Below are 25435 nucleotides of genomic sequence, written 5' to 3' on the forward strand. Positions count from 1 at the left end.
CTACGCTTCCGGTGGGGGCAGGTCAGCGCCATTCCAGCCGAGGAGCTCCGATGGCTGAACGCACTGCACGCCGACGCGGTTATCGCAAAGGCCTCGGCGGCGAGATGCTCGCCGAATTCCTGGGCACCTTCGTCCTGATCCTGCTGGGCACCGGATCCGTTGCCGTCTCCGTGGTGGGCCTGCCCGGATCAGGACGGCAGGTGACGGACTTCGGGCCCGCCAACTGGCTCATCATCGCCTGGGCGTGGGGGCTCGCCGTGGTGTTCGCCATCCATGTGGCGGGCGGCATCAGCGGCGCCCACATCAATCCCGCGGTGACGCTGGGCTTCGCCGTACGCGGGGACTTCCCCTGGCGGAAGGTCCTGCCCTACTGGCTGGCGCAGGTCGTGGGCGCCTTCGTCGCCGCCGCACTCGTCTACGCCTGCTACCGGTGGGCGATCGTCGCGGCCGACGCCAGGGCGGGAGTCCCGCGGGACGAGTCGCTGGCGACCTACTCGATCTTCGCCACGTTCCCCGCCGAATACTTCGGGGATTCCTGGTGGGGACCCCTGCTCGACCAGATCGTGGGGACCGGGATCCTCCTCATGCTGGTCTGTGCGCTCATCGACACCCGCAACACCGCTCCGCTGTCGAATCTCCATCCGTTCCTCATCGGTCTGGTGGTCGTCGCGATCGGCCTGGCCTTCGGCACGAACGCCGGATACGCGATCAATCCCGCACGCGACTTCGGGCCCCGTCTGTTCACCTATTTCGAGGGCTGGGGCTCGATCGCCCTGCCCGGCACCTTCGGCTGGTTCAGCGGCTACTGGTGGATCCCCGTCGTCGGCCCCCTCGTCGGCGGGGTCCTCGGCACCGCCGTGTACGACCTGCTCATCGGTCCGGTGCTCAAGGCCAGGACGGAGCCCGAGGAGGGCCCGGCCACCGAGGAGCCCCGGAGGCGGCCCGAGGGGTGATGCGGATGCGGCGGAGGGCCGGCCGGTGCACGATCGGCGGGCCGGCCGCCGGCCGCCTCGGTGGGCTCCCTGATCCAGCGCGTCACCGCGCCCGGTCGGTTCCCGCCGCCTTCCTCACTGCCGGACGCCCCACCCGCTCGTGGCGGTCGCGGGCGGGCGACGCGTCAGTGCCGGGCGCGCGCGTAGCGGTCCGTCGCCGCCACCAGGGCGTCGTCGCCGACCGCTCCGGCGTCGTGGCCGGCCTCGTCGACGATCACCAGTTCGCTGCCCGGCCAGGCGTGGTGCAGCCGCCAGACGGTGCCCAGGAGGTTGCCCGGGTCGAGGCTGCCCTGCACCAGGGTGCCGGGGACGCCCTCGAGGAGGTGCGCGTCGCGCAGCACCGCACCGTCGTCGTTGCCCTCGCCGAGGAAGTGGTCGTTGCCCCAGTAGTGGGTGACGGTCCGCGCGAAACCGTAACGGAACTCCGGGTCCTCGAACCGGGCGACCGAGCGGGGCGGCGCGGGGATCATCGCCGTCTCCCAGTCGGTCCAGGCCCGCGCGGCGCGTTCCCGGACCTCCGGGTCGGGCGACTCCAGCAGTCCGTTGTACGCGGCGGCGAGATTGCCGTCGCGCCGGTCCGCGGGCAGTTCCGCGAGGAAGCGTTCGTGCGCCTCCGGGAAGATCCTGCCCAGCCCTCGTGTCAGCAGGGCCACTTCGGCGTTGGAACCGGTGGCGACTCCGGTCAGGACGAGTTCGGACACGACTCCCGGGTGCGTCTGCGCGTACCGCAGTCCCAGTGCGGAACCGAACGACACGCCCCACACCAGCCACCGCTCGACGCCCAGGTGGACGCGCAGCCGCTCCAGGTCCGCCATGAGGTGGGCGGTCGTGTTGACGCTCATGTCGGTGGTGTGGTCGCTCGCGCGCGGCACGGAGCGCCCTGCTCCGCGCTGGTCGAGCAGCACGATGCGGTAGGCGGCCGGATCGAAGTAGCGGCGGAGGTTCGGGCCGGCGCTCGAGCCGGGCCCGCCGTGCAGCACGAGTGCGGGCTTGCCGTCCGGGTTGCCGCTGGTCTCCCAGTACACGCGGTTGCCGTCACCGACGTCGAGCATGCCGTGGTCGTACGGTTCGATCTCCGGATACCTGGACATCGGAGCACCGTAGCCCATTCGGCCGCGGCCGCTCATCCCCTTCACGCCGTGCGCAGTCCCGCCGAACCCGCCGCCGCGCGCAGTACGTCCCTGAGCATCTCCGGGGTGAGCCGGCCGGTGAAGGTGTTGCGCTGACTGACGTGGAAGCAGCCGAAGAGGTGGAGGCCGGGACCGTCGGCGGCCTCCAGGGTGGCGCGGGCGCCGTGCGCGAAGGCGGGCCGGGGACGGGGCACGGTCCAGCCCGCCGCGGCGAACGCGGGCAGCGCGGCCTGCCAGCCGAAGGCACCGAGGACGAGTGCGGCCCGTACCGTCGGCCGCAGCAGCTGCAGTTCCCGCACCAGCCAGGGCCGGCAGGCGTCCCGCTCCCCGGGTGTGGGCTTGTTGGCGGGCGGGGCGCAGTGCACGGGCGCGGTGACGCGCACGCCGTACAGCTCCAGGCCGTCCCCGGTGTGCACGGAGGCCGGCTGGGAGGCGAGGCCGACGTCGTACAGCGCCCGGTACAGCACGTCCCCCGAGCGGTCCCCGGTGAACATGCGGCCGGTGCGGTTGCCGCCGTGTGCCGCGGGGGCCAGTCCGACGATCAGCAGCCGGGCGTCCGGCGGCCCGAATCCGGGTACCGGCCTGCCCCAGTACGTCCAGTCGGCGAACGCGGCCCGCTTGGTACGGGCGACCTCCTCACGCCAGTCCACCAGCCGGGGGCAGGCACGGCAGCCGGCGATGCGCTGGTCGAGCCGGTCGAGGCCGCTGGGGTCCATGGCTCCACGGTAGGCCGTCGCGCGGGGGTACGGCGGCGGTTCCGCAGGTCGTGGGCCCGCGGAAACCCCCGTACGGTCCGCGCGCCGGTCGGGCTAAGGTCGGAACCATGGTTTCCGAGGGCGCGGAGAAGGACAGGACCGGCGGGGCCGGGGGTGCGGCGGACCCGTCACTGCCGGACGGCGGCACGCCGTCCGCGAGCGGTAGCGGCGGCACGAACGGTGCCGGCGGTGCGGGGGGCGCGAGCGGTGCGGGGGGCGCGGATGCCGCGGGTGGGGCTGCCGGGGAGGCGGGGGCCGCGCCGGCGGATCCGGAGATCGCCGCGGCCGTGGCCGCCGCCGAGGCGGCCGGGCCGCAGAGCGGCGAGTCCGTCCGCATCGACAGCTGGATCTGGTCGGTGCGCCTGGTCAAGACACGGTCCCTCGGCTCCGCCGCCTGCCGGGGCGGGCATGTGCGGCTGAACGGGGAACGGGTCAAGCCCGCGCACTCCGTCCGCGTGGGCGACGAGGTGCGCCTGCGGCACGAGAACCGGGAGCGGATCGTCGTGGTCAAGCGGCTGATCCGCAAGCGGGTGGGCGCGCCCGTGGCCGTCCAGTGCTACATCGACAACTCGCCGCCGCCCCCGCCCCGCGAGGCCGTCGCCCCGGCCGGTGTCCGGGACCGCGGCGCGGGCCGCCCGACCAAGCGCGACCGCCGCGAACTGGAGCGGTTGCGCGCGCTGGGCGGTCTCGGCGGACCGGGTGGCTTCGGCGCGCCGGGCGGACCCGGTGGGCTCGGTGGACCGGGTGATCCGGGCGCCGCGCCCGGTGGTGCCGGTGACCGGGGCGGGGCCGGGGGGCGTGGCGGATCCGGTGGCCGCGGTGGAAAGGGCGGCCGCACGTCCCGTGGTGGAGGTTCCGGGGGCGCGGCACGGCCGTGACGGAAACGGTGCCGGGACGGGCCCGGGAGCTGGGGGACGCTCCCCCGGCCCCTTCCCCGGCCCTTCCGGTCCTGCCTCAAAGCCGTCAGTCGCGGTGTCGCAGGAGCCGCAGCAGGTCCGCGTTGTGGTCCCGGCGGGCCCAGGCGATGAGCGCGAGCGGCACGATCAGGATCAGCGGTGTCGCCGCGTACTGACCGTCGAACACCGTGACCTGCACGACGAACGCGCCCACCATCATCGCCGCCAGCCCCGTCGCGGCCACCGACTGCAGGACCGGAATCAACAGGCCGATCGCCCCGGCGAGTTCGAGCACCCCGACGGCGTACATGCCCGGGCTGCCCCAGCCCATGTCGTCGAAGGACCCGGCGGCGGAGGAGTGCGCGATCAGCTTGGGCAGCGCGCTCGCGATCGCGTAGAAGAGTGCGAGCAGCACCTGCACGGTGCGCAGCGCGATACGGGCCGGCCGTCCACGGAGGACCGGGGACTCGGCGACGACGGTCCCCGTGGACTCGGCGGCGGATGCGGTCGTGGCGGGAGCTGTGGTCTCGGGCATGGGCGGTCTCCTGGGGAAAGCGGTGCGTGCTGCTGTCACCGGGGCAGACCGCCCCTCGCCCGCGAACTCATCGCTCCCAGGGACCGGTTCCGGCGCTCAGCCTTCGTCCTTCGGCACGGCCCGCACCCATGTCCGGTCGGCCGTCAGATACCGGTCCACGCGCAGACCCGCCTCCCCCAGCGCCTCCTCGAACCGCTCCTTCGTCAACGGCCGGGACCGGAACGTCTGCGTCCAGACCGCGTCCGGGAACACGTACTCCGCGCGCACCGAGTCGACCCCGTCGCCGGCCGGCTCCGCCGACACGATCCGCACGGTGAAGCCGGCCGGGTCCACCCGCTCGCGCGGCACATTGGTGTGGTAGTCCTCGCCCTCCCGCTGGATCAGCACGCACCCGCCTTCCGCCAGATGCCGCACGCAGGTGCGCAGCATGCCGCGCCGCACCTCGACGTCCCCGGCGTGCACCAGGAAGGACGCGAGGAGCACCACGTCGAAGGTCTCGCCCAGGTCGAGCTTCTCTATGGAGCTCCGCACCGTCCGTGCCCCGCGGACGCGCTCCAGCATCTCGGCGGACTCGTCCACCGCGGTGACCGCGAAGCCGCGTTCCAGCAGCGCGTGGGTCATCCGCCCCACTCCGCTGCCCAGCTCCAGGATCCGGGCCCCCGCCGGTACCGCGGCGGCGATGATGTCCGGCTCGTCCCCGACGGACAGCCTGGAGTAGACCTCCACCGCGCAGCCGTCCGGGGTGATCGCCCCGGGTCCCGTCCCCTCGTACCCGTCACGCGTCCTCAGTTCCATGCCCGTCCAACGGACCGCGTCCGCACAGCCGTTCCCATCCGTCGCGGATTCACCCGACCGAGTGAAAGCCGGTGTCCGTGGAGCCGGTGAACCACGTCGTTGCGGGCACCCGGATCCAGGAAGACCACAGCTCGCAGGCGGGAGTGACGACCGTGGAAACCGCAGCCCGCAGGCGGGAGTGAGGACCGTGAAGCGTACGGGCAGTGAACCGACGACCGCGCGCAGTGCGCTGCGGATGCGGTTCTGGCTGAGCGTGTGGGGCGTCGTGTGGACCGTGGCGGGAACGGTGGCGTTCGCGATCGCGGGGCATCCCGGCTGGGCGCTCGTCTGCGGGCTGCTGTGGCTGCTCGTCACGGTCGACCTGGCCGTCGTCCTGCGGCACATCCGTCAGGGACCGCACTACCAGCCGGGTCCCGAGGTCCCCCCGTACCGGCCGCCGGACGGCCGGCCGTAGCGCGAGCGCAGGGACCGTCACGCGTCGAAGCGCGCCGCCTTCAGGTACTCCGGGTTCGGGTCGAGGGCGGCCGCCAGCCGGAAGTGGCGCTTGGCCGGATGGGGGCGGCCCTGCCGCTGGTAGGTGCGGGCCAGCGCGAAGTGGGCGAAGGCGTTGTCCGGTTCTCGCTCCAGGACGAGGGAGAACTCCAGCTCGGCGGGGCGCAGCTGGGCGGCCGCGAAGAAGGCGCGTGCGCGCAGCAGCCGTGCGGCGGTGTTCTCGGGGTGGACGTCGATGACGCCGTCGAGCAGCTTCACCGCGCCCCGCGGGTCCCGGGAGGCGAGCAGGTGCTCGGCGGCGCGGAAGTCGATGACATGCGTCTCCGGCGTACGTCCGGTCGAACCGCTGATCTCGGGCACGGCTGCATCCTTCCCTTGCTGCAGCGGTTCAACGCCCCGTGCGGGCGCCGCTATTCCGGCCGGGACTCCGGCCGGGACCTCCGACCCGTCCGTGACTGGCGGACGAGCTCGGCCCATACCTCGTCGACGCGCTGTTCCAGCTCCTCGAGGGGGACGTCGTTGCCGATGACGATGTCGGCGATCTCCCGGCGCTGCTCCCGGGTCGCCTGGGCGGCCATCCGCGCGCGTGCGTCCTCCTCGCTCATGCCGCGCCGGCCCACCAGCCGGTCGAGCTGGGTCTCGGGGCTCGCGTCGACGACGATCACGAGGTCGTAGAGGGGGGCGAGGCCGTTCTCCGTCAGGAGGGGGACGTCGTGGAGCACGACGGCGTCCTCGGCGGCGGCCTCCTCCAGTTCCCGGGAGCGGGCGCCCACCAGGGGGTGGACGATCGAGTTGAGGACGGCCAGCTTCTCCGGGTCCGCGAAGACGATGGAACCCAGCTTGGGCCGGTCGAGGCCGCCGTCCGCGGCGAGGACCTCCTCGCCGAAGGCGTCCACCACCGCCGTCAGGCCCGGCGTCCCCGGTTCGACCACCTCGCGCGCGATGCGGTCCGCGTCGATCAGCACGGCTCCGCGTTCGGCGAGCAGCCGCGACACCTCGCTCTTGCCGGCGCCGATCCCGCCGGTCAGGCCCACTGTCAGCATGGAAGGCAGCCTAGGCCCAGCGGCAGGCCCGCACCGGCAGCGGGGTCCCGCCCGAGCCCGTGCGACAGGCGCCGGGAACCACGCCGCGGACGCGGGTCCAGCGAGGCGCCGTCGATTCCCCGCGCGACCGCGCCGCAGGTCCTAGCCGTCCCCCTCCCGCTCCGCCAGGAACCGCTCGAACTCGCGGCCGATCTCGTCCGCCGACGGGATCTCCGCCGGCTCGGCGAGCATGTTCCCCCGGGTCTCCGCGCCCGCGGCGGCGTCGTACTGGTGCTCCAGGCCCTGCACGAGAGCGGTGAGTTCCTCGTCGCCCTCCTGGATCTGGCGGTCGATCTCGGTCTGGGTGCGGTGGGCGTCGGTGCGCAGGGCGTGCGCGATGCCCGGCAGGACCAGTCCGGTGGCGGCCGTGACGGCCTCCAGGACGGTCAGCGCCGCGTCCGGGTACGGGGAGCGGGCGATGTAGTGCGGCACGTGCGCGGCGACGCCCAGGACGTCGTGTCCGGCCTGCATGAGCCGGTACTCGACGAGGGCCTCGGCGCTGCCCGGGACCTGTGCCTCGTCGAAGACCCGGCTGCCCGTCGGGACGAGGTCGGTGCGGTTGCCGTGGGGTGTGAGGCCGACGGGCCGGGTGTGCGGGACGCCCATGGGGATGCCGTGGAAGTTCACCGACAGGCGGACGCCGAGCCGCTCCACGATCTGCTGCACGGCGGCGGCGAAGCGCTCCCACTCCACGTCCGGTTCGGGTCCGGCGAGCAGCAGGAAGGGCGCTCCCGTGGCGTCCTGGACGAGGTGCACCTCGATGGCGGGAACGTCGTAGTCGCTCCAGCGGTCGCGGGTGAAGGTCAGCAACGGGCGCCGGGCGCGGTAGTCGACGAGCCGGTCGTGGTCGAACCGGGCGACGAGCTGGTGGGGCAGCGAGTCGAGCAGCCGGTCGACGATCTGGTCCCCGGTCTCGCCCGCGTCGATGTATCCGTCGAAGTGGTAGAGCATGACAAGTCCGGCCGAATCCTGGGCGAGCGCCATGTCGACGACACCCAGCCCCTTCGGCTCCCATGCGTACAAACCCTGCGGATCAAGCACAGTGACCGCTCCTCCTCGTGTTCGTACTGCACAACGTGGCATGCGGCACCGGCATTCCCGGGCGGGAACGGCTCCCTCGGTCGTGCGGGCCCCCTCGGACGGCGCCCGGCGTCTCCCGCAGCACACACCGGCTCCCAGGGGCGCGGGGAACCGCGCGACAAGCCCTCACGGGCCCGCGGGCTTCCCCTCGCGGGGCAGCACCGAGGGGCCGCACCTCGAAAGGTACGGCCCCTCGGTCAACCGCTGAGCCTCAGCGGCAGGCGTTCAGCTCTGGCCGCCGGCCAGCTTCTCGCGCAGCGCGGCCAGCGCCTCGTCCGAGGCGAGCGCGCCGCTGTTGTCGGCACCCTCGGAGGAGTACGAACCGCCGCCGCCACCACTACCGCCGGACGCGGCCGGAGCGGCAACCTCGCCACCCTCGGCAACGGCCTTCTCGTCCGCCTCGCGGGACTTGATGACCTGCGCCTGGTGCTGCTCGAAGCGCTGCTGCGCCTCGGCGTACTGCGTCTCCCACGCCTCGCGCTGGGTCTCGTAGCCCTCGAGCCAGTCGTTGGTCTCGGGGTCGAAGCCCTCGGGGTAGATGTAGTTGCCCTGGTCGTCGTAGGACGCGGCCATGCCGTACAGGGTCGGGTCGAACTCGACCGCCGACGGGTCGGCACCGAATGCCTCGTTGGCCTGCTTCAGCGAGAGGCTGATGCGGCGGCGCTCGAGGTCGATGTCGATGACCTTGACGAAGATCTCGTCGTTGACCTGGACGACCTGCTCCGGGATCTCCACGTGGCGCTCGGCCAGCTCGGAGATGTGGACCAGACCCTCGATGCCCTCGTCCACGCGGACGAACGCACCGAACGGAACCAGCTTCGTGACCTTGCCGGGCACGACCTGGCCGATCTGGTGGGTGCGGGCGAACTGCTGCCACGGGTCTTCCTGGGTCGCCTTCAGCGACAGGGAGACACGCTCGCGGTCCATGTCGACGTCGAGGACCTCGACGGTGACCTCCTGGCCGACCTCGACGACCTCGGACGGGTGGTCGATGTGCTTCCAGGACAGCTCGGAGACGTGGACCAGGCCGTCGACGCCACCCAGGTCCACGAAGGCACCGAAGTTGACGATCGAGGAGACGACGCCGGACCGCACCTGGCCCTTCTGGAGGGTGGTGAGGAAGGTCTGGCGGACCTCGGACTGGGTCTGCTCCAGCCAGGCACGGCGGGACAGGACCACGTTGTTGCGGTTCTTGTCCAGCTCGATGATCTTGGCCTCGAGCTCCTTGCCCACGTAGGGCTGGAGGTCGCGAACGCGGCGCATCTCGACCAGGGAGGCCGGGAGGAAGCCACGGAGGCCGATGTCGAGGATGAGACCACCCTTGACGACCTCGATGACGGTGCCGGTGACGATCCCGTCCTCTTCCTTGATCTTCTCGATGGTGCCCCAGGCACGCTCGTACTGGGCGCGCTTCTTCGAGAGGATCAGGCGGCCTTCCTTGTCCTCCTTCTGGAGAACAAGGGCTTCGATCTCGTCACCGACGGCGACGACCTCGTTGGGGTCGACGTCGTGCTTGATCGAGAGCTCGCGGCTCGGGATGACGCCTTCGGTCTTGTAACCGATGTCGAGCAGGACCTCGTCCCGGTCGACCTTCACGATGACGCCGTCGACGATGTCGCCGTCGTTGAAGTACTTGATCGTCTCGTCGATCGCGGCGAGGAAGGCTTCCTCGTTACCGATGTCGTTGACCGCTACCTGCGGGGTGGTGGCGGTGGTCTCGGTGCTGCTCGTCATGTGGGAAAGGGCTCCGGTACGGACATTGAAGTCGTAGGTACTGCTACGCCGGAGCCCGTTTCGCTCTGCCGAAGCCGGACAGCCAAGGAAGCACATCACCAGTCACTGGTGATGACGCCTCGAGAACCGAGGGGACATACAACAGATGCGAGCGCAGCCTGCTACGTCTGAGGTGCGCAGGCCCGCAGCGCAACTTGTAGCATACGGGGGCAGCCGGGCGGGGTCAATGCGCGAAGCCGCCCACCCGGGGCGAATCACCGCATACCCGGCACGATTCCCGTCCCCGAGGCCGCGCAGGGGCCGTCGCGCCCTTCGGTGACACACCGGGGTCCGGCTGGACGGAAGAGTACGACGAGGGAGCCGATCATCCAAGAGCCCGAAGCGCCCGAACCGGAGGCGACCCGGCGGGACGCCGGTGTCACGGAGAGCTCACGCGCCAACCGCGGCTGGTGGGACCGGAACGCGGACGAGTACCAGGTCGAGCACGGCACGTTCCTCGGCGACGACCGCTTCGTGTGGGGTCCCGAGGGGCTGGACGAGGTGGAGGCCGAACTGCTCGGCCCGCCGGAGGAGCTGAAGGGACGGGACGTCCTGGAGCTGGGCGCCGGCGCGGCGCAGTGCTCGCGCTGGCTGGCCGCCAGGGGGGCGCACCCGGTGGCCCTGGACATCTCGCACCGGCAGTTGCAGCACGCGCTGCGCATCGGCGGGTCCTTTCCCCTGGTGTGCGCCGACGCGGGCGCGCTGCCCTTCGGCGACGGTTCCTTCGACCTGGCCTGCTCGGCGTACGGGGCGCTGCCCTTCGTCGCCGATCCGCGGCTGGTGCTGCGCGAGGTGCACCGGGTGCTGCGTCCCGGGGGCCGGCTGGTGTTCTCCCTGACGCATCCGGTCCGCTGGGCGTTCCCGGACGAGCCGGGGCCGGAGGGGCTGAGCGTCTCCGCGTCGTACTTCGACCGCACGCCCTACGTGGAGCAGGACGAGGAGGGCCGCGCGGTGTACGTCGAGCACCACAGGACGCTCGGCGACCGGGTCCGCGACGTCGTCGCCTCGGGGTTCCGCCTGGTGGACCTGGTGGAGCCCGAGTGGCCGGCCTGGAACACCTCCGAGTGGGGCGGCTGGTCCCCGCTGCGCGGGAATCTGATCCCGGGAACGGCGATCTTCGTCTGCGTACGGGACTGAGCGCGTGATCCGTTACGACGCACTGGACGCCCTTCCGGTACGCGCCGCCCTGCCCGGACTGACCGGCGCCCTCGACGCGCACGGCACGGCCGTACTGGTGGCACCGCCCGGGACCGGCAAGACGACGCTGGTGCCGCTCGCGCTGGCGGGGCTGCTCGGTGACGGTCCCGCGCGGCGGGTGGTGGTCGCCGAGCCGCGGCGGATCGCGGCGCGCGCGGCGGCGCGGCGGATGGCGTGGCTGCTGGGCGAGCGGGTCGGGGAGTCGGCCGGTTTCACGGTGCGCGGTGAGCGGGCGGTCGGGCGGCACACGCGCGTGGAGGTCGTCACGACCGGTGTGCTCCTTCAGCGTCTGCAGCGCGACCAGGAGCTGGCCGGGGTGGACGTGGTGGTGCTCGACGAGTGCCACGAGCGGCATCTCGACGCGGACACGGCGGCGGCGTTCCTGTGGGACGTGCGCGAGACCCTGCGTCCGGAGCTGCGCCTGGTCGCGGCGTCGGCGACCACGGACGCCGAGGGCTGGGCGCGGCTGCTGGGCGGCGCGCCGGTGGTCGAGGCGCGGGGTGCCGCGTTCCCGGTGGAGGTGGTGTGGGCGCCTCCCGCGCGTGCGCCGCGGCCGCCGCACGGCATGCGGGTCGATCCGGCGCTGCTGACGCATGTGGCGTCGGTGGTGCGGCGGGCGCTGGCCGAGCGGGAGGGGGACGTGCTGGTGTTCCTGCCCGGGGTGGGCGAGATCGACCGGGTGGCCGGGCAGCTGGGGGATCCGGCGGACGTGGGCGGCGCCGAGGTGCTCCGGGTGCACGGTCGGGCGCCGGCCGCCGTGCAGGACGCGGTCCTCGCGCCCGGGGAACGGCGCCGGGTGGTGCTCGCGACCTCGGTGGCGGAGTCGTCGCTGACGGTTCCCGGCGTGCGGGTGGTCGTGGACTCGGGGCTCGCGCGGGAGCCGCGCGTGGACCACGCGCGGGGGCTGAGCGCGCTGACGACGGTACGGGCCTCGCGGGCGGCGGGACGGCAGCGCGCGGGACGGGCCGGGCGTGAGGCGCCGGGCGCGGTGTACCGCTGCTGGGCGGAGGCGGAGGACGCGCGGCTGCCGCGGTTCCCCTCCCCCGAGATCGAGGTCGCCGATCTGACGGCGTTCGCGCTGCAGGCGGCCTGCTGGGGCGATCCGGAGGCCTCCGGGCTGGCGCTGCTCGATCCGCCGCCGGGCGGGGCGATGGCGGCGGCCCGGGCGGTCCTGACCGCGATCGGCGCGGTCGGTCCGGACGGACGCGCCACGGAGCGGGGTGTGCGGCTCGCGCGGCTGGGGCTGCATCCCCGGCTGGGCCGGGCGCTGCTGGACGCGGCACCGGTGGTGGGGCCCGGCCTCGCCGCCGAGGTGGTCGCGCTGATCGGTGAGGAGCCGCCCCGCGCGTACGGGGACGACCTCGCGAGCGCGCTGCGCACCGCGCGGCGCGGGGGTGACGCGTATGCCGCGCGGTGGCGCACGGAGGTCCGCCGCCTGCGCGGCCTCGCGTCCGGGGCCACCGGCAGGACCCCCGCACCGGGCGGCGCTCCGCTACCGGCGGACGGCACCGGCGCGCGCGGCGGGCCCGCCTTCCCGCCCGCCGCGCGGGAGGCATCCGGCATCCCGCCGACACGGCCGGACGGCCTCCGGCACGCGTCCGCCCGGAACGCCCCGGCGACGGACGCGACCGGGGTCCTCCCACCGGTGCGGGTGGGCGGGTCCGAGGGCGGGGAGGAGCTTCGGGCCGGGGTGGTCGTCGCGCTCGCTTTTCCCGAGCGGGTCGCCCGGCTGGACGGAGGGTCGTATCTGATGGTGGGCGGGACCCGGGCCGAGGTGGGGACGGCTTCCGGGTTGCGCGGCGCGGAGTGGACCGCCGTCGCGGTGGCCGACCGGCCCGTGGGACGGGGGCACGCGCGCGTGAGGCTCGGCGCGGTCGTCGACGAGGCCGTCGCGCGGTTCGCGGCAGGGGCGCTGGCGGAGGTCCGCGAGGAGGTGCACTGGGCCGGCGGGGACGTCGTGGCCCGGCGGGTCGAGCGGCTCGGAGCGGTGGAGCTGGCGGTGCGGCCGCATGCCGGCGCCGATCCCCCGCTGGTGCGCGCGGCGCTACTGGACGGGCTGCGGCGGGAGGGGTTCGGGCTGCTGCGGTGGCCGGCGGGGGCGTCCGTGCTGCGGCAGCGGCTGGCCTTTCTGCACGGGCGGCTGGGCGAGCCGTGGCCCGATGTGTCCGACGAGGCGCTGCACGCGCGTGTGGAGGAGTGGCTGGAGCCGGAGCTGAGCCGTGCCCGCAGGCGGGCGGATCTCGCGCGGATCGACGCCGGGCAGGCGCTCGGGCGGCTGCTGCCCTGGGCCTCCGGTGAGGCCGCGCGGCTCGACGACCTCGCCCCCGAGCGGATCACCGTACCCAGTGGGTCCGGAATCCGGATCGACTACTCCGACCCGGAGCAGCCGGTGCTGGCCGTGAAGCTGCAGGAGATGTTCGGGCTGCAGGAGTCGCCGCGGGTGGCCGGGGTGCCTCTGCTGGTGCATCTGCTGTCCCCGGCGGGGCGGCCGGCCGCCGTCACCGCCGATCTCGCCTCCTTCTGGCGGGACGGCTACCAGGGCGTACGGGCCGAGTTGCGCGGGCGTTACCCCAGGCACCCGTGGCCGCAGGACCCGGCCGCCGCCGAGCCGACCCGGCACACCAACGCGCGCCTCGGACGGTGAGCCGTTCCGGCTCCGGCCGGACGCGCCAGGGGCGCCCCTGCGTCGTCAGCGGACCGTGGGGGCGCCCTCGTCCGCGGGCACGGCCGGCGCCGGACGGGCAGGCGTGCGACGGGTGTCCGTCGGACGTCCGCCCGGGCGCCCCTCGGGCATGCGGCAGGCGCGCGGCCCCGCATCCGTCAGGCCGCCATCCGGCATCCGTCGGGCGTCAGGCGCCGGAGGTCTCGGACGGGCTGGGCGACGGGCCCGGGGATGTCGTCCCGGCCGCCGCCACGGTCAGTTCGACCGTGAGGGTCGCGCCGCCCGCGGTGGTGACGCGGAGCAGGAACGTGCCGGCGGTGTCGTCCGCGTACAGCTTCGGCAGTCTCAGCAGGCCGTTCGCGTCCGTCTCCAGCCCGGTCAGGGTACGGACCGCCTTGCCCTCGGCGTCCCTGAAGTAGGGGCCCTTGTCGTTGACGGCCGGGTCGCCGGCCGACGTGACGAGCGTGGCGGTGGCGGCGACCCCGTCGGCGGCGGCACCGTTGTACGTGGCCCTCACCTCGACGGAATCGGCGAACTCCCCGCCCGGGGTGCAGGTCAGCGTCTTGTCATCGGCACGGACGAGGGTGTCGGCGACGCGTTCGGTGACCGTCGCCCGGTAGCCGAGGCCCGGGACCGTGCGGCCCACGACGGTGGCACTGACGGTGAACGCGCCGGTCCGCTCGCCCGCCCGGAGGACGGGCGCCACGGCGACGCCCGAGGCCTTGGTGACGACGGTGGCCACGCTCTCGCCGCCGGCGAAGGTGGTGTCGGTGTCGCCGATGACGGTGAAGCGGATGCGCACGTTCGCCACCGCATCCCCCGCATCCGTCTCCGCGCGGGCGCTGATCCGCTTGGTGAACGCGTCGCCCGCCATCGCGGTGAGCTGCCCGGTGCCGGCGTCCTCCAGGTGGTCCACCGTGTCGGTGGGGGTCGGTGGGGGGGTGGACGTGGGCGGCGGGGTGGGACTGGGCGGCGGGGTGGGATGGGGCTTCGGGGTGCTCGGGCCGCCGGTGCCGGGGACGGTCGGCCTGGGGCCGGGACTGCTGCCGGTCTGCCCGCCGGGCCTGGGACCGGGCGTCGGCGTCGGCGGGGAGGGGCGCGCGGTGGCGCCGTCGCTGCGGCCCCCGGGGATCGTGCCGGTGCCGTCGGGGATCTCGTGGCTGCCCTTGCGGTAGTACTCCAGCCACGACCGGACGGTGTTCAGGTAGTCCCTCGAGTTGTTGTAGCTGAGGATCGCCCGGTCGAGGTCGGCCTGGTCGGACAGGTCCCAGTCGAAGCGGCACAGGTAGTGGCCGGCGGCGAGGGCGGCGTCGTAGATGTTGTTGGGGTCCTCACGGCCGTCGCCGTTTCCGTCGCGGCCCGCCCACTCCCAGGTCGACGGGATGAACTGCATGGGGCCGACGGCCTGGTCGTAGGTGCTGTTGTCGTCGTAGGCACCGTTGTCGGTGTCCTTGATGAGGGCGAAGCCGTTGCCGTCGAGCTGGGGGCCGAGGATCGGGGAGAGGGTGGTGCCGTCGGCGGAGACGCGTCCGCCGCGGGCCTGGCCGGACTCCACCTTGCCGATGGCGGCGAGCAGTTGCCAGGGCAGATTGCAGCCGGGCTTCTTCTCGCGCAGCTCGGCCTCGGCCTGCTTGTAGGCGTCGAGGACGGTCGCGGGTATGCCGGCCTCGGCCGTGCCCGGGCTCACCGGATCGGTGCCGGTGCTCGGGGAGGGGTTCGGGCTGTTGAGCGGCGGCAGGTCCGTGTAGTAGGGCGAATTGCCGGTCGCGCTGCCACCGGCGGCCTCCTCGGGCGACGGTGTGGCGTCCGAGCTGGTCTGTCTGCCCTGGCCGTCGGCCGTCACGCCCGGAGCCTGGGACGCGGACAAGGCCGCCACGGCCGCCGCGGCCACCGCGGTGGTCGCCGCTCCCTTGCACAGCCTCCTGCCGATGTGCGCCGCCATAGAGTGAACCCCTCCCGTGGACGCCGGGGCGTCCGTCACCGTGTGTTGCGTCCGCCCTGTTGTGACGATCTGCTCGCCCCGCCGGTTGCCCTCGACGCGTGCCCGGTGCGGCGACCCTCGCGACCCTACGACAACTTCCCTTGCTCGGACACCCGTTCACGCCCGATATTCACCGCTTGGCCATGTTCGTGCGTGGCCGGGGACCGGCGCGGGGCGTCCCGCATACCGGGGCCGCCGCTCGACGGGCCCCGGCGGCCCGGCCAACGACCGCAGCGAGGAGCCGAGTTGCCGTTGTACGCGCCGGCGGTCAGGGCGTGGCGTCCGGCCGGCCCGGCAGACCGGGCCACCGAGGACCCCGGAGAGGCCGACGGGCGGCGGCCGGGTCGTACGTCCGCACACTGAGGGTTTCGCTCGCCGCGACGAACACGGTGACGGTACGGACCGGGCGGAACCGGGGCAGCAGGCCGAGAACGAGGGTGAGGCAGGCGCGGGCCGGCTCGGCCCACAGCCGCCACGGCGGTGGTTCCGCGGGGAGGCCGGGCCGGCCGGGGAGCACGGCGGCGGAGGCGCGGCCGGTGCGCCGTCGGCAGTCGGTGACGCGACGGCCGAGGTCCGCCGTGGCGTGCCGCAGCGCGGTCGCGGGCGTGGCGGGGACGCGGGCGGTGCTGGCGGCGGCCGCGAAGACGGGAACCGGCGGAAACGCCTCAGAGGTGGGTCCGTCGGCGCCGGCCCCCGGGGATGCCGCTGTGCGATGAAGCAGGCGTATACCCATGCCCCGCATCCTGTAGGGCGTGCCGGGCGACGGCTTGTCCGCGGGGACCACGCGGGTGAAGCGGCCCCCCGGGACACGGCGGTGGGGCCGCACCGGGGCAACGGCCCGGTGCCCGGCCGGCGCCCCGGTGGACCGGGGCAGGCCGTGCCGTCCCGGCCTGCCCCGGTCGCACCGGCCTGCCCGCCGTCCCGGCCGACGCGGACGGCCCGGCGGCGTCGGCACGAGCGGTGGCACAGCCGTGGCGGCCCGCGGCAAGGGGCTAGTGGGCCGCCGACTCCCAGTCCGGGCCCGCGCCCACCGAGACCCCCAGGGGGACCCGGAGCCGGACCGCGGCCGCCATCTCGCGTCGGACCAGTTCCTCCACCGCCGGACGCTCACCGGGGGCGATCTCCAGGACGATTTCGTCGTGGACCTGGAGGAGCATGCGGGAGCGCAGGTCCGCCTCGCGCAGCGCGCGGTCCACGTTCAGCATGGCGATCTTGACGATGTCCGCCGCCGTGCCCTGGATCGGCGCGTTGAGCGCCATGCGCTCGGCCGCCTCGCGGCGCTGGCGGTTGTCGCTGCCGAGGTCGGGCAGGTAGCGGCGGCGGCCGAAGAGCGTCGCCGTGTAGCCGGTCGCCCTCGCCTCCTCCACGACCCGGCGCAGATAGTCCCGTACCCCGCCGAACCGCTCGAAGTACGCGTCCATCAGGGCGCGCGCCTCGGCCGCCTCGATGTTCAGCTGCTGGGACAGGCCGAAGGCCGACAATCCGTACGCCAGGCCGTACGACATCGCCTTGATCTTGCGGCGCATCTCCGCGTCCACCGCGGACTGCTCGACCGAGAACACCTGCGCCGCCGCCGTGGTGTGCAGGTCCTCGCCCGAGGTGAACGCCTCGATCAGTCCGGCGTCCTCGGAGAGGTGGGCCATCACGCGCAGTTCGATCTGGCTGTAGTCGGCGGTCAGCAGCGACTCGAAGCCCTCGCCGACCACGAAGCCGCGGCGGATCGCGCGGCCCTCGTCCGTGCGGACCGGGATGTTCTGCAGGTTCGGGTCGGTCGACGACAGACGGCCGGTGGCGGCGACCGTCTGGTTGAACGTGGTGTGGATACGGCCGTCCGCGGCGATCGCCTTGATCAGGCCCTCGACGGTGACGCGCAGCTTCGCCTGTTCACGGTGGCGGAGCATGATCACCGGCAGTTCGTTGTCGGTCTGCGTGGCGAGCCAGGCCAGCGCGTCGGCGTCCGTGGTGTAGCCGGTCTTCGTCTTCTTCGTCCTGGGCAGGGCCAGCTCGCCGAAGAGGACCTCCTGAAGCTGCTTGGGCGAACCCAGGTTGAACTCGTGCCCCGCCGCCGCGTGCGCCTCCTTCACCGCCTGCTGCACGGCGCCCGCGAACATCTGCTCCATGGCCTCCAGGTGGGCCCGGCCGGCCGCGATGCCGTGCCGCTCCATGCGGGCCAGCAGCGCCGACGTCGGCAGTTCCATGTCACGGAGCAGGTCCGCCGCGCCCACCTCCCGCAGGCGGTCCTCGAAGGCCTCGCCCAGGTCGAGGATCGCGCGGGCCTGCACCATCAGCGCCTCGGCCTCCGCGCCGTCGTCGGCGCCGAAGGCCAGCTGGCCGTCGGGCGCGGCGGCGGGCGCCAGCTCGCGGTGCAGGTACTCCAGGGACAGCGCGTCCAGGTCGAAGGAGCGGCGGCCGGGCTTGACCAGGTAGGCGGCGAGGGCGGTGTCCATGCGGACGCCCCCGACGCTCCAGCCGTGCTCGGCTAGGACCCGCATGGCGCCCTTGACGTTGTGGAACACCTTGGGGCGGTCCGCGTCGGCGAGCCAGGCGGCGAACGCCCGCTCGTCGGCCTCGTCCAGCTCCGAGGGGTCGAACCAGGCGGCCGGACCGGCGGAGGCGGCCAGCGCGATCTCGGCGACCGAGCCGGTGCCGAGCGCCCAGGTGCCGACCGTGGCGACACCAAGGGGGCCGGTGCCGTGCTCCGTGAGCCAGCCGGCCAGCTCGCCGGTGCCCAGCACGGTGCCGTCCAGCTCCACGCCGTCCGCGACGACCGGGGTGGTGGCCTCGGTCTCCTCCGCGCCCGGGTCGACGGCGAACAGGCGCTCGCGCAGCGAGGGGTTCCTGATCTCCAGGGTGTCCAGGATCATCGCCACGGCCTTGCGGTCGTAGGCGGTGCGCTCCAGCTCGAGGACGCCCTTGGACAGCTGGACCCGGCGCTCCAGCTCGGTGAGCCTGCGGTTGAGCTTGACGGCCTCCAGGTGGTCGCGCAGATTCTGCCCCGCCTTGCCCTTGACCTCCTCGACCCGCTCGACCAGCTCGGCGAAGGAGCCGAACTGGTTGATCCACTTCGCGGCCGTCTTCTCGCCGACGCCAGGGATGCCGGGCAGGTTGTCGGACGGGTCGCCGCGCAGCGCCGCGAAGTCGGGGTACTGGGCGGGCGTCAGCCCGTACTTCTCGAAGACCTTCTCCGGGGTGAACCGGGTCAGCTCCGAGACGCCCTTCGTCGGGTAGAGCACCGTGGTGTGCTCGGAGACCAGCTGGAAGGAGTCCCGGTCGCCGGTGACGATCAGCACGTCGAAGCCCTCGGCCTCGGCCTGGGTGGCGAGGGTGGCGATGACGTCGTCCGCCTCGAACCCCTCGACGGCGAAGCGCTCGGCGTGCATCGCGTCGAGCAGCTCGCCGATCAGCTCGACCTGGCCCTTGAACTCGTCCGGCGTCTTGGAGCGGTTCGCCTTGTACTCGGTGAACTCCTCCGACCGCCACGTCTTGCGCGAGACGTCGAAGGCGACGGCGAAGTGCGTGGGCGCCTCGTCACGCAGCGTGTTGGCCAGCATCGACGCGAAGCCGTAGATCGCGTTCGTCGGCTGGCCCGTCGCGGTGGTGAAGTTCTCCACGGGCAGCGCGAAGAACGCGCGGTAGGCCAGCGAGTGCCCGTCCATGAGCATCAGTCGCGGACGGGTCCCGCCGGAGGTCTGGTCGGTCTTCTTCGATGCTGTTTCTGCCACGCCCCCGATCCTGCCACGGTCCACTGACACTCCGCCCCGCCCGCCTCACCGTCCGCCCCGTCGATCTCCCTGCGTCCGGCCCACAAGGGCGTCGCCGTCGCGTGCGAGGATCGGAGAGGCACCCCACACGTGTACGGGAACAGGAGCGCGCGATGGCCACAAAGCCGCCCAAGGGCGATCCGGTACAGGACGCGCCGCAGGTCTCCGAGCCACAGCACGCGGCCGGGGGCCTTCCGGCGATCGGTCACACCCTGCGCATGGCCCACCGGCAGATGGGTGTGCGGCGCACCGCGCTGACGCTCCTCGGCGTCAACCAGAAGGACGGCTTCGACTGCCCGGGCTGCGCCTGGCCGGAGCCGGAGCACCGGCACACGGCGGAGTTCTGCGAGAACGGCGCGAAGGCCGTGGCCGAGGAGGCCACCCTGCGCCGGGTCACCCCGGAGTTCTTCGCCGCGCACTCCGTCGCCGATCTGGCCGGCCGCAGCGGCTACTGGCTGGGCCAGCAGGGCCGGCTGACCCACCCCGTGTACCTCCCCGAGGGCGGCGACCACTACGAGCCCGTCACCTGGGAGCGTGCCTTCGGCATCGTCGCCGAGGAGATCACCGCCCTCGGCTCCCCCGACGAGGCCGTCTTCTACACCTCCGGACGCACCAGCAACGAGGCCGCGTTCCTCTACCAGCTGTTCGCGCGCGAGCTCGGCACCAACAACCTGCCCGACTGCTCGAACATGTGCCACGAGTCCTCCGGCTCGGCGCTGTCGGAGACCATCGGCGTGGGCAAGGGCAGCGTCCTGCTCGAGGACCTGTACCGGGCCGACCTGATCATCGTCGCCGGGCAGAACCCGGGCACCAACCACCCCCGCATGCTGTCCGCCCTGGAGAAGGCCAAGGCGAACGGCGCGCGGATCGTCAGCGTCAACCCGCTGCCTGAGGCGGGCCTGGAGCGCTTCAAGAACCCGCAGACTCCCCGGGGCCTCACCACCGGGGCCGCGCTGACGGACCTGTTCCTGCAGATCCGCATCGGCGGCGACCAGGCCCTCTTCCGCCTCCTCAACAAGCTGATCCTCGACACGCCCGGCGCGGTGGACGAGGAGTTCGTCCGCGAACACACCCACGGCTACGAGGAGTTCGCCGACGCCGCGCGTGCCGCGGACTGGGCGGAGACGCTCACCGCGACCGGTCTCACGCGCGGGGACATCGAGCGGTGCCTGCGGATGGTCCTCGACTCCGAGCGCGTCATCGTGTGCTGGGCAATGGGCCTCACCCAGCACAAGCACTCCGTCGCCATGATCCGCGAGGTCGTCAACTTCCTGCTGCTGCGCGGCAACATCGGCCGCCCGGGCGCGGGCGTGTGCCCGGTGCGCGGCCACAGCAACGTGCAGGGCGACCGCACCATGGGCATCTTCGAGCGGCCCGCGCCGGCGTTCCTGGACGCCCTGCAGAGGGAGTTCGGCTTCGCGCCGCCGCGCGAGCACGGTTACGACGTGGTACGGGCCATCCGCGCGTTGCGCGACGGGAGGGCCAAGGTCTTCTTCGCCATGGGCGGCAACTTCGTCTCCGCGTCCCCCGACACGGAGGTCACCGAGGCCGCGATGCGCCGCGCCCGGCTGACGGTGCACGTGTCGACCAAGCTGAACCGCTCGCACACCGTCACCGGCGCGCGTGCCCTGATCCTGCCCACCCTGGGACGCACGGAGCGCGATCTCCAGGGCGGTGGCGAGCAGTTCGTGACGGTCGAGGACTCCATGGGCATGGTGCACGCCTCGCGCGGCCGGCTGGAGCCGGCGAGCCGGCACCTGCTGTCCGAGCCGGCCATCGTGTGCCGGCTGGCCCGCCGCGTCCTCGGCGAGCGCAGCACGGTGCCGTGGGAGGAGTTCGAGAAGGACTACGCCACGATCCGCGACCGCATCGCGCGGGTGATCCCCGGATTCGAGGACTTCAACGCGCGCGTGGCCCGCCCCGAGGGCTTCGCGCTCCCCCACGCCCCGCGCGACGAACGCCGTTTCCCCACCGCCACCGGCAAGGCCAACTTCACCGCCGCTCCGGTGGAGTTCCCCGAGCTGCCGAAGGGCCGGCTGCTGCTGCAGACGATGCGCTCGCACGACCAGTACAACACCACGGTCTACGGCCTCGACGACCGCTACCGGGGCATCAGGAACGGCCGCCGGGTGGTGCTGGTCAACCCGGAGGACGCGCGGGAACTGGCGCTCGCGGACGGCTCGTACGTCGACCTGGTCGGCGAGTGGAGGGACGGCGTGGAGCGCAGGGCGCCCGGCTTCCGCGTCGTGCACTACCCGACCGCGCGGGGCTGCGCCGCGGCGTACTACCCGGAGACCAACGTGCTGGTGCCGCTGGACGCCACCGCGGACACCAGCAACACCCCGGCCAGCAAGTCCGTCGTGGTGCGTCTGGAACAATCGGCGGCCGACTGAGCGTTTGCTCAGCGAAGAGCCTCAGTGATCACGACGCGACACGAGCGAACGGAGCCGGGCCCCATGGGAGAGCAGCAGCACGTGAAGTTCCCGCAAGAGGTCGTCGACGAGTACGCCGCGCTCGGCGTGGACCTGCAGGCGCTGTTCTCGGCGGGCCACCTGGGCACGCGGATGGGCGTGCAGATAGTCGAGGCGTCGGCGGAGCGGGTCGTCGGGACCATGCCGGTGGAGGGCAACACCCAGCCGTACGGCCTGCTGCACGGCGGCGCCTCCGCGGTTCTGGCCGAGACGCTGGGCTCGGTGGGGTCGATGCTGCACGGCGGCAGCTCCAAGATCGCGGTCGGTGTCGACCTCAACTGCACCCATCACCGCGGTGTCCGTTCCGGCCTGGTCACCGGGGTCGCCACGCCGGTGCACCGGGGGCGGTCCACGGCGACGTACGAGATCGTCGTCACCGACGAGGCGGACCAGCGGGTGTGCACCGCGCGGCTGACCTGTCTGCTGCGGGACGCGCGGCCCGGCGACGGGGAACGCGCGGCGGGCTGAGCGCCCTCGCGGCGCCGGGGACCCGTTCGCGCCGCGCCGCTGCGCCATCGCCTCCGGGCCGTGGACGTCCGGCCGTGCGCGCACGGAGCCGGGCGGGCACCGGGGGATCGGGCACGCGGCGAGCGCCGAGCGGGCACGGAGCGGGCAGGGGCCCGCCGGAGCGGGGGCAGGCACGCCCGCTCCGCGCCTCCCGTCCGCCCTTCCGGCCGGCCCTCCGGTGCCCGCGACCACCGCATCCGGTCACCGGAAGGCCCGTCGCAGGCCCTTTGAAAACTTTCCGAAGCCCCCCTCGAAAACCGCGCGAAGGCTCCCGGCGAAATTGCCGGGGGACGTCATGGCGCGGACGACGCACGCCACCTGGCGCCCCATCGTCTGCGGGAGGGCCGGGCCGGGCGGCACCGGCGCGGCGAGTCGTCCGACGGACCGCGCCCCTGGGCGGGACACCCTCCCGCGGTTCATGAAAACCGCAGGCCACACCCCTTGATCCAGATATTCGGAACTTTGGATTCTGGCATCCGGCCGGACACTCGAGCACAGCTTTCGGTGCCTATTACACGGAATTCCGCCCCGTCTCCACCCCGTCCCGCCCGCCCCGCTCCCCCGGCCCTCCCGTCACCCCATCCGCGACGGAATGAGGGAATCCGCCAGGGAACTCCGGAACGCCGGATCACCTTTCCCGGACGTAACTCTGCGTAATACGCACGCAATACAGTCACCCGACCCGCCCCTACGGGCCGCCGAGCACGCGAACCCTTCCCCCGGGCCCCGCAAGTCGCCCGCAGCAACGATGTCCGGTCATTACCAAAACCCCTGATACACCTGAACACACCGCGCCGGGTCCTGCGGTTTCTCAACATGCGGACAGGGCAAAACGGCGAGAATTCCGCCGTTCCCCCCAGCGAGTACCGCTCTGCAATACGTCGTGTCATAACAAGAGAGTCACAGCCTTGGCCAGACCCTCCTCCACGTTCCCCACACCCGCTTAGAGTCACGGCCAGTCACCGCGCCACCCGATTGTCACGTCGGCCCAGCGCTCGACTCGGCCATTTCCATCTGGAGGTGGCTGTCAGGGGAAAGGACTGGATCGTGCGTCAACGTTCGCTCATCGCCCTCACCGCAACACTCGCGGCGGGATCGCTCACGCTCACCGCATGCGGATCGCGCGACGACAGCAGCAACGGCAGTGGCGGCGGCGACAAGACCACTGTTGTGATCGGCATCGACGCCCCGCTGACCGGCGACCTCTCGGCCCTCGGCCTCGGCATGCGCAACTCCGCCGAGCTCGCGGTCAAGACGGCCAACAAGGAGGAGTTCGTCGAGGGCGTCGAGTTCGAGCTCGAACCGCTCGACGACCAGGCGCAGCCCTCCGTCGGCCAGCAGAACGCCCAGAAGTTCATCAGCAACAAGGACGTCCTCGGCGTCGTCGGCCCGCTGAACTCCAGCGTCTCGCAGCAGATGCAGAAGCCGTTCAACGACGCCGGTCTGGTCCAGGTGTCCCCGGCCAACACCGGCACCGAGCTGACCCAGGGCGACGGCTGGAAGACCGGCGACTCGGTCCGCCAGTTCGAGACGTTCTTCCGCACCGCCACCACGGACGAGATCCAGGGTGCCTTCGCCGCCGAGTACCTCTACACCAAGGCCGGCAAGAAGAAGGTCTACCTGATCGACGACCAGAAGACCTACGGCGCCGGCCTGGCCGCCTCGTTCAAGACGAACTTCACCAAGCTCGGCGGCAAGATCGTCGGCACCGACCACATCAACCCCGACGACCGCGACTTCAACGCCGTCGTCGCCAAGATCAAGAAGACCGGCGCCGAAGCCCTCTACTACGGTGGCGAGTACCCCGCCGCCGCCCCGCTGAGCCAGCAGCTCAAGGACAGCGGCCAGAGCATCCCGCTGATGGGCGGCGACGGCATCTACTCCGGCGAGTTCCCGAAGCTCAACAAGAAGGCCGCGGGCGACCTCGCCACCTCCGTGGGCAAGCCCGTCGAGCAGCTCCCCTCCGCCAAGGAGTTCATCGAGAACTACAAGGCCGAGGGCTTCGAGGACCCGTACGAGGCCTACGGCGGCCTCACCTACGACGCCACCTGGTCGATCATCGAGGCCGTCAAGCTGGCGGTCGACGGCAACGACGGCGAGGTCCCGACCGACGGCCGCAAGGCGGTCCTGGACGCCATGAGCAAGGTCAAGTTCGACGGCGTCACCGGCACCGTCTCCTTCGACGAGTTCGGTGACACCACCAACACGCTGATGACGGCCTACAAGGTCGAGAGCAGCGCCTGGGCGCCCGAGTACAGCGGCTCGCCCAAGGTGGACTGACCCAGGGGACACAGAGGACACCACCCTCACCACATTGACCCCAGGCCGCGCGGGAGCGCCCACCAGCGCTCCCGCGCGGCGCCGTATCCGAACCACTCCACGGAGGCCCTGCGGTGAACGAACTGCCGCAACAGCTGGCCAATGGACTCATCCTCGGCGCGATGTACGGTCTCATCGCGATCGGCTACACGATGGTCTACGGCATTGTCCAGCTCATCAACTTCGCCCATGGCGAGATCTTCATGGTCGGGGGCTTCGGGGCCCTCACCGTCTTCCTGATACTCCCCGACGGCTTCGCCCTCGGCGCCGCCATCCCCCTCATGATCCTCGGCGGCGTCGTCGTCTCCGTCGCCTTCGCCACCGCGGCGGAGCGCTTCGCCTACCGGCCCCTGCGCGACGCGCCACGGCTGGCACCGCTGATCACCGCCATCGGCCTGTCCATCGTCCTCCAGCAGATCGTGTGGATGTGGTACCCGGAGGCGAAGAAGGACCGCTCCTTCCCGCAGTTCCAGGGCGAGCCCCTCGACATCCTCGGGGCCACCGTCCAGCGAGGTGACCTCTTCGTCCTCATCGCCGCCCCGCTGTGCATGGTCGCCCTCGGCCTCTTCGTGTCGAAGACCCGCTCCGGGCGCGGTATGCAGGCCACCGCCCAGGACCCCGACACCGCGAAGCTGATGGGTGTCAACACCGACCGCATCATCGTCATGGCCTTCGCCATCGGTGCCGCCTTCGCCGCCGTGGCCGCCGTCGCCTACGGCCTGAAGAACGGCCAGGTCGGCTTCCGCATGGGCTTCCTGATGGGCCTCAAGGCCTTCACCGCCGCCGTCCTCGGCGGCATCGGCAACATCTACGGCGCCATGCTCGGCGGCATCGTCCTCGGCGTCGCCGAGGCCCTCGCCACCGGCTACATCGGCAACATCCCCGGCATGGACCTCTTCGGTGGCGGCGCGTGGAAGGACGTATGGGCCTTCAGCCTGCTCATCCTGGTCCTGCTCTTCCGGCCACAGGGCCTGCTCGGCGAACGCGTCGCGGATCGGGCGTGATAC

20 protein-coding genes are annotated in these 25435 nt (G+C 72.7%); 9 read left to right on the forward strand and 11 right to left on the reverse strand.

Translation table 11 applies throughout. The features are described from left to right. The first annotated feature begins 50 nt into the window (after window positions 1–50). Complete coding sequence (locus ACF07S_RS12295) at window positions 51–953, forward strand: MIP/aquaporin family protein (protein WP_391974132.1); 903 nt, start codon at window positions 51–53, stop codon at window positions 951–953. 164 nt (window positions 954–1117) lie between these two features. Here ACF07S_RS12295 and pip read toward each other — a convergent pair whose 3' ends face one another. Then, on the reverse strand, window positions 1118–2083 hold the full coding sequence (gene pip / locus ACF07S_RS12300) for a prolyl aminopeptidase (protein WP_391965057.1): 966 nt from the start codon (window positions 2081–2083) through the stop codon (window positions 1118–1120). A 41-nt stretch (window positions 2084–2124) separates the two neighbouring features. After that, on the reverse strand, window positions 2125–2838 hold the full coding sequence (locus ACF07S_RS12305) for a uracil-DNA glycosylase (protein WP_391965058.1): 714 nt from the start codon (window positions 2836–2838) through the stop codon (window positions 2125–2127). Between the two features lie 107 nt (window positions 2839–2945). Here ACF07S_RS12305 and ACF07S_RS12310 point away from each other — a divergent pair, with 107 nt between their 5' ends. Then, complete coding sequence (locus tag ACF07S_RS12310; protein ID WP_391965059.1) at window positions 2946–3755, forward strand: RNA-binding S4 domain-containing protein; 810 nt, start codon at window positions 2946–2948, stop codon at window positions 3753–3755. Window positions 3756–3840: 85 nt separating this feature from the next. Here ACF07S_RS12310 and ACF07S_RS12315 read toward each other — a convergent pair whose 3' ends face one another. After that, complete coding sequence (locus ACF07S_RS12315; RefSeq protein WP_391974133.1) at window positions 3841–4308, reverse strand: DoxX family protein; 468 nt, start codon at window positions 4306–4308, stop codon at window positions 3841–3843. Window positions 4309–4404: 96 nt separating this feature from the next. Then, the gene (locus tag ACF07S_RS12320) at window positions 4405–5103 is read right to left on the reverse strand and encodes a class I SAM-dependent methyltransferase (RefSeq protein ID WP_391965061.1); all 699 of its coding nucleotides are present in this window, start codon (window positions 5101–5103) and stop codon (window positions 4405–4407) included. Between the two features lie 187 nt (window positions 5104–5290). Here ACF07S_RS12320 and ACF07S_RS12325 point away from each other — a divergent pair, with 187 nt between their 5' ends. Beyond that, window positions 5291–5557, forward strand: a complete 267-nt coding sequence (locus ACF07S_RS12325) for a DUF6343 family protein (RefSeq protein ID WP_391965062.1) — start codon at window positions 5291–5293, stop codon at window positions 5555–5557. A 17-nt stretch (window positions 5558–5574) separates the two neighbouring features. Here ACF07S_RS12325 and ACF07S_RS12330 read toward each other — a convergent pair whose 3' ends face one another. From ACF07S_RS12330 to rpsA, 4 genes are all read right to left on the reverse strand, one after another. Next, window positions 5575–5955, reverse strand: coding sequence for a tetratricopeptide repeat protein (locus tag ACF07S_RS12330; protein ID WP_391965063.1), 381 nt, complete (start codon window positions 5953–5955; stop codon window positions 5575–5577). A gap of 50 nt (window positions 5956–6005) precedes the next feature. Then, on the reverse strand, window positions 6006–6638 hold the full coding sequence (coaE, locus tag ACF07S_RS12335; protein ID WP_391974134.1) for a dephospho-CoA kinase: 633 nt from the start codon (window positions 6636–6638) through the stop codon (window positions 6006–6008). Between the two features lie 141 nt (window positions 6639–6779). Further along, complete coding sequence (locus ACF07S_RS12340; protein WP_391965065.1) at window positions 6780–7718, reverse strand: PAC2 family protein; 939 nt, start codon at window positions 7716–7718, stop codon at window positions 6780–6782. A gap of 264 nt (window positions 7719–7982) precedes the next feature. Then, window positions 7983–9491, reverse strand: coding sequence for a 30S ribosomal protein S1 (rpsA, locus tag ACF07S_RS12345; RefSeq protein WP_391965066.1), 1509 nt, complete (start codon window positions 9489–9491; stop codon window positions 7983–7985). A 315-nt stretch (window positions 9492–9806) separates the two neighbouring features. Here rpsA and ACF07S_RS12350 point away from each other — a divergent pair, with 315 nt between their 5' ends. After that, window positions 9807–10667 (forward strand): class I SAM-dependent methyltransferase, encoded by an 861-nt coding sequence (locus tag ACF07S_RS12350; RefSeq protein ID WP_391965067.1) that lies wholly within the window; start codon window positions 9807–9809, stop codon window positions 10665–10667. A 4-nt stretch (window positions 10668–10671) separates the two neighbouring features. Next, a complete protein-coding gene (locus ACF07S_RS12355; RefSeq protein ID WP_391974135.1) occupies window positions 10672–13371 on the forward strand; it encodes an ATP-dependent RNA helicase in 2700 nt (899 codons plus the stop codon). Between the two features lie 205 nt (window positions 13372–13576). On the opposite strand, the gene ACF07S_RS12360 is transcribed toward ACF07S_RS12355, so the two are convergent. From ACF07S_RS12360 to polA, 3 genes are all read right to left on the reverse strand, one after another. Beyond that, window positions 13577–15331 (reverse strand): lytic transglycosylase domain-containing protein, encoded by a 1755-nt coding sequence (locus ACF07S_RS12360; protein WP_391974136.1) that lies wholly within the window; start codon window positions 15329–15331, stop codon window positions 13577–13579. A gap of 307 nt (window positions 15332–15638) precedes the next feature. After that, on the reverse strand, window positions 15639–16103 hold the full coding sequence (locus tag ACF07S_RS12365) for a hypothetical protein (protein ID WP_391974137.1): 465 nt from the start codon (window positions 16101–16103) through the stop codon (window positions 15639–15641). 259 nt (window positions 16104–16362) lie between these two features. Further along, window positions 16363–19092, reverse strand: coding sequence for a DNA polymerase I (gene polA / locus ACF07S_RS12370; protein ID WP_391965071.1), 2730 nt, complete (start codon window positions 19090–19092; stop codon window positions 16363–16365). Between the two features lie 152 nt (window positions 19093–19244). On the opposite strand from polA, the gene ACF07S_RS12375 reads away from it, so the two are divergent. From ACF07S_RS12375 to ACF07S_RS12390, 4 genes are all read left to right on the forward strand, one after another. After that, window positions 19245–21524, forward strand: a complete 2280-nt coding sequence (locus ACF07S_RS12375) for an FdhF/YdeP family oxidoreductase (RefSeq protein ID WP_391974138.1) — start codon at window positions 19245–19247, stop codon at window positions 21522–21524. A 63-nt stretch (window positions 21525–21587) separates the two neighbouring features. Further along, window positions 21588–22070: a PaaI family thioesterase gene (locus ACF07S_RS12380; RefSeq protein WP_391965073.1), complete on the forward strand. Its 483-nt coding sequence runs from the start codon at window positions 21588–21590 to the stop codon at window positions 22068–22070. A 1086-nt stretch (window positions 22071–23156) separates the two neighbouring features. After that, window positions 23157–24389, forward strand: coding sequence for an ABC transporter substrate-binding protein (locus ACF07S_RS12385; protein ID WP_391965074.1), 1233 nt, complete (start codon window positions 23157–23159; stop codon window positions 24387–24389). Between the two features lie 113 nt (window positions 24390–24502). Further along, window positions 24503–25432, forward strand: a complete 930-nt coding sequence (locus tag ACF07S_RS12390) for a branched-chain amino acid ABC transporter permease (RefSeq protein WP_391965075.1) — start codon at window positions 24503–24505, stop codon at window positions 25430–25432. Window positions 25433–25435 lie beyond the last annotated feature (3 nt).

This window comes from Streptomyces sp. NPDC016640 (assembly GCF_043076215.1).
Classification (GTDB): Bacteria; Actinomycetota; Actinomycetes; order Streptomycetales; family Streptomycetaceae; genus Streptomyces.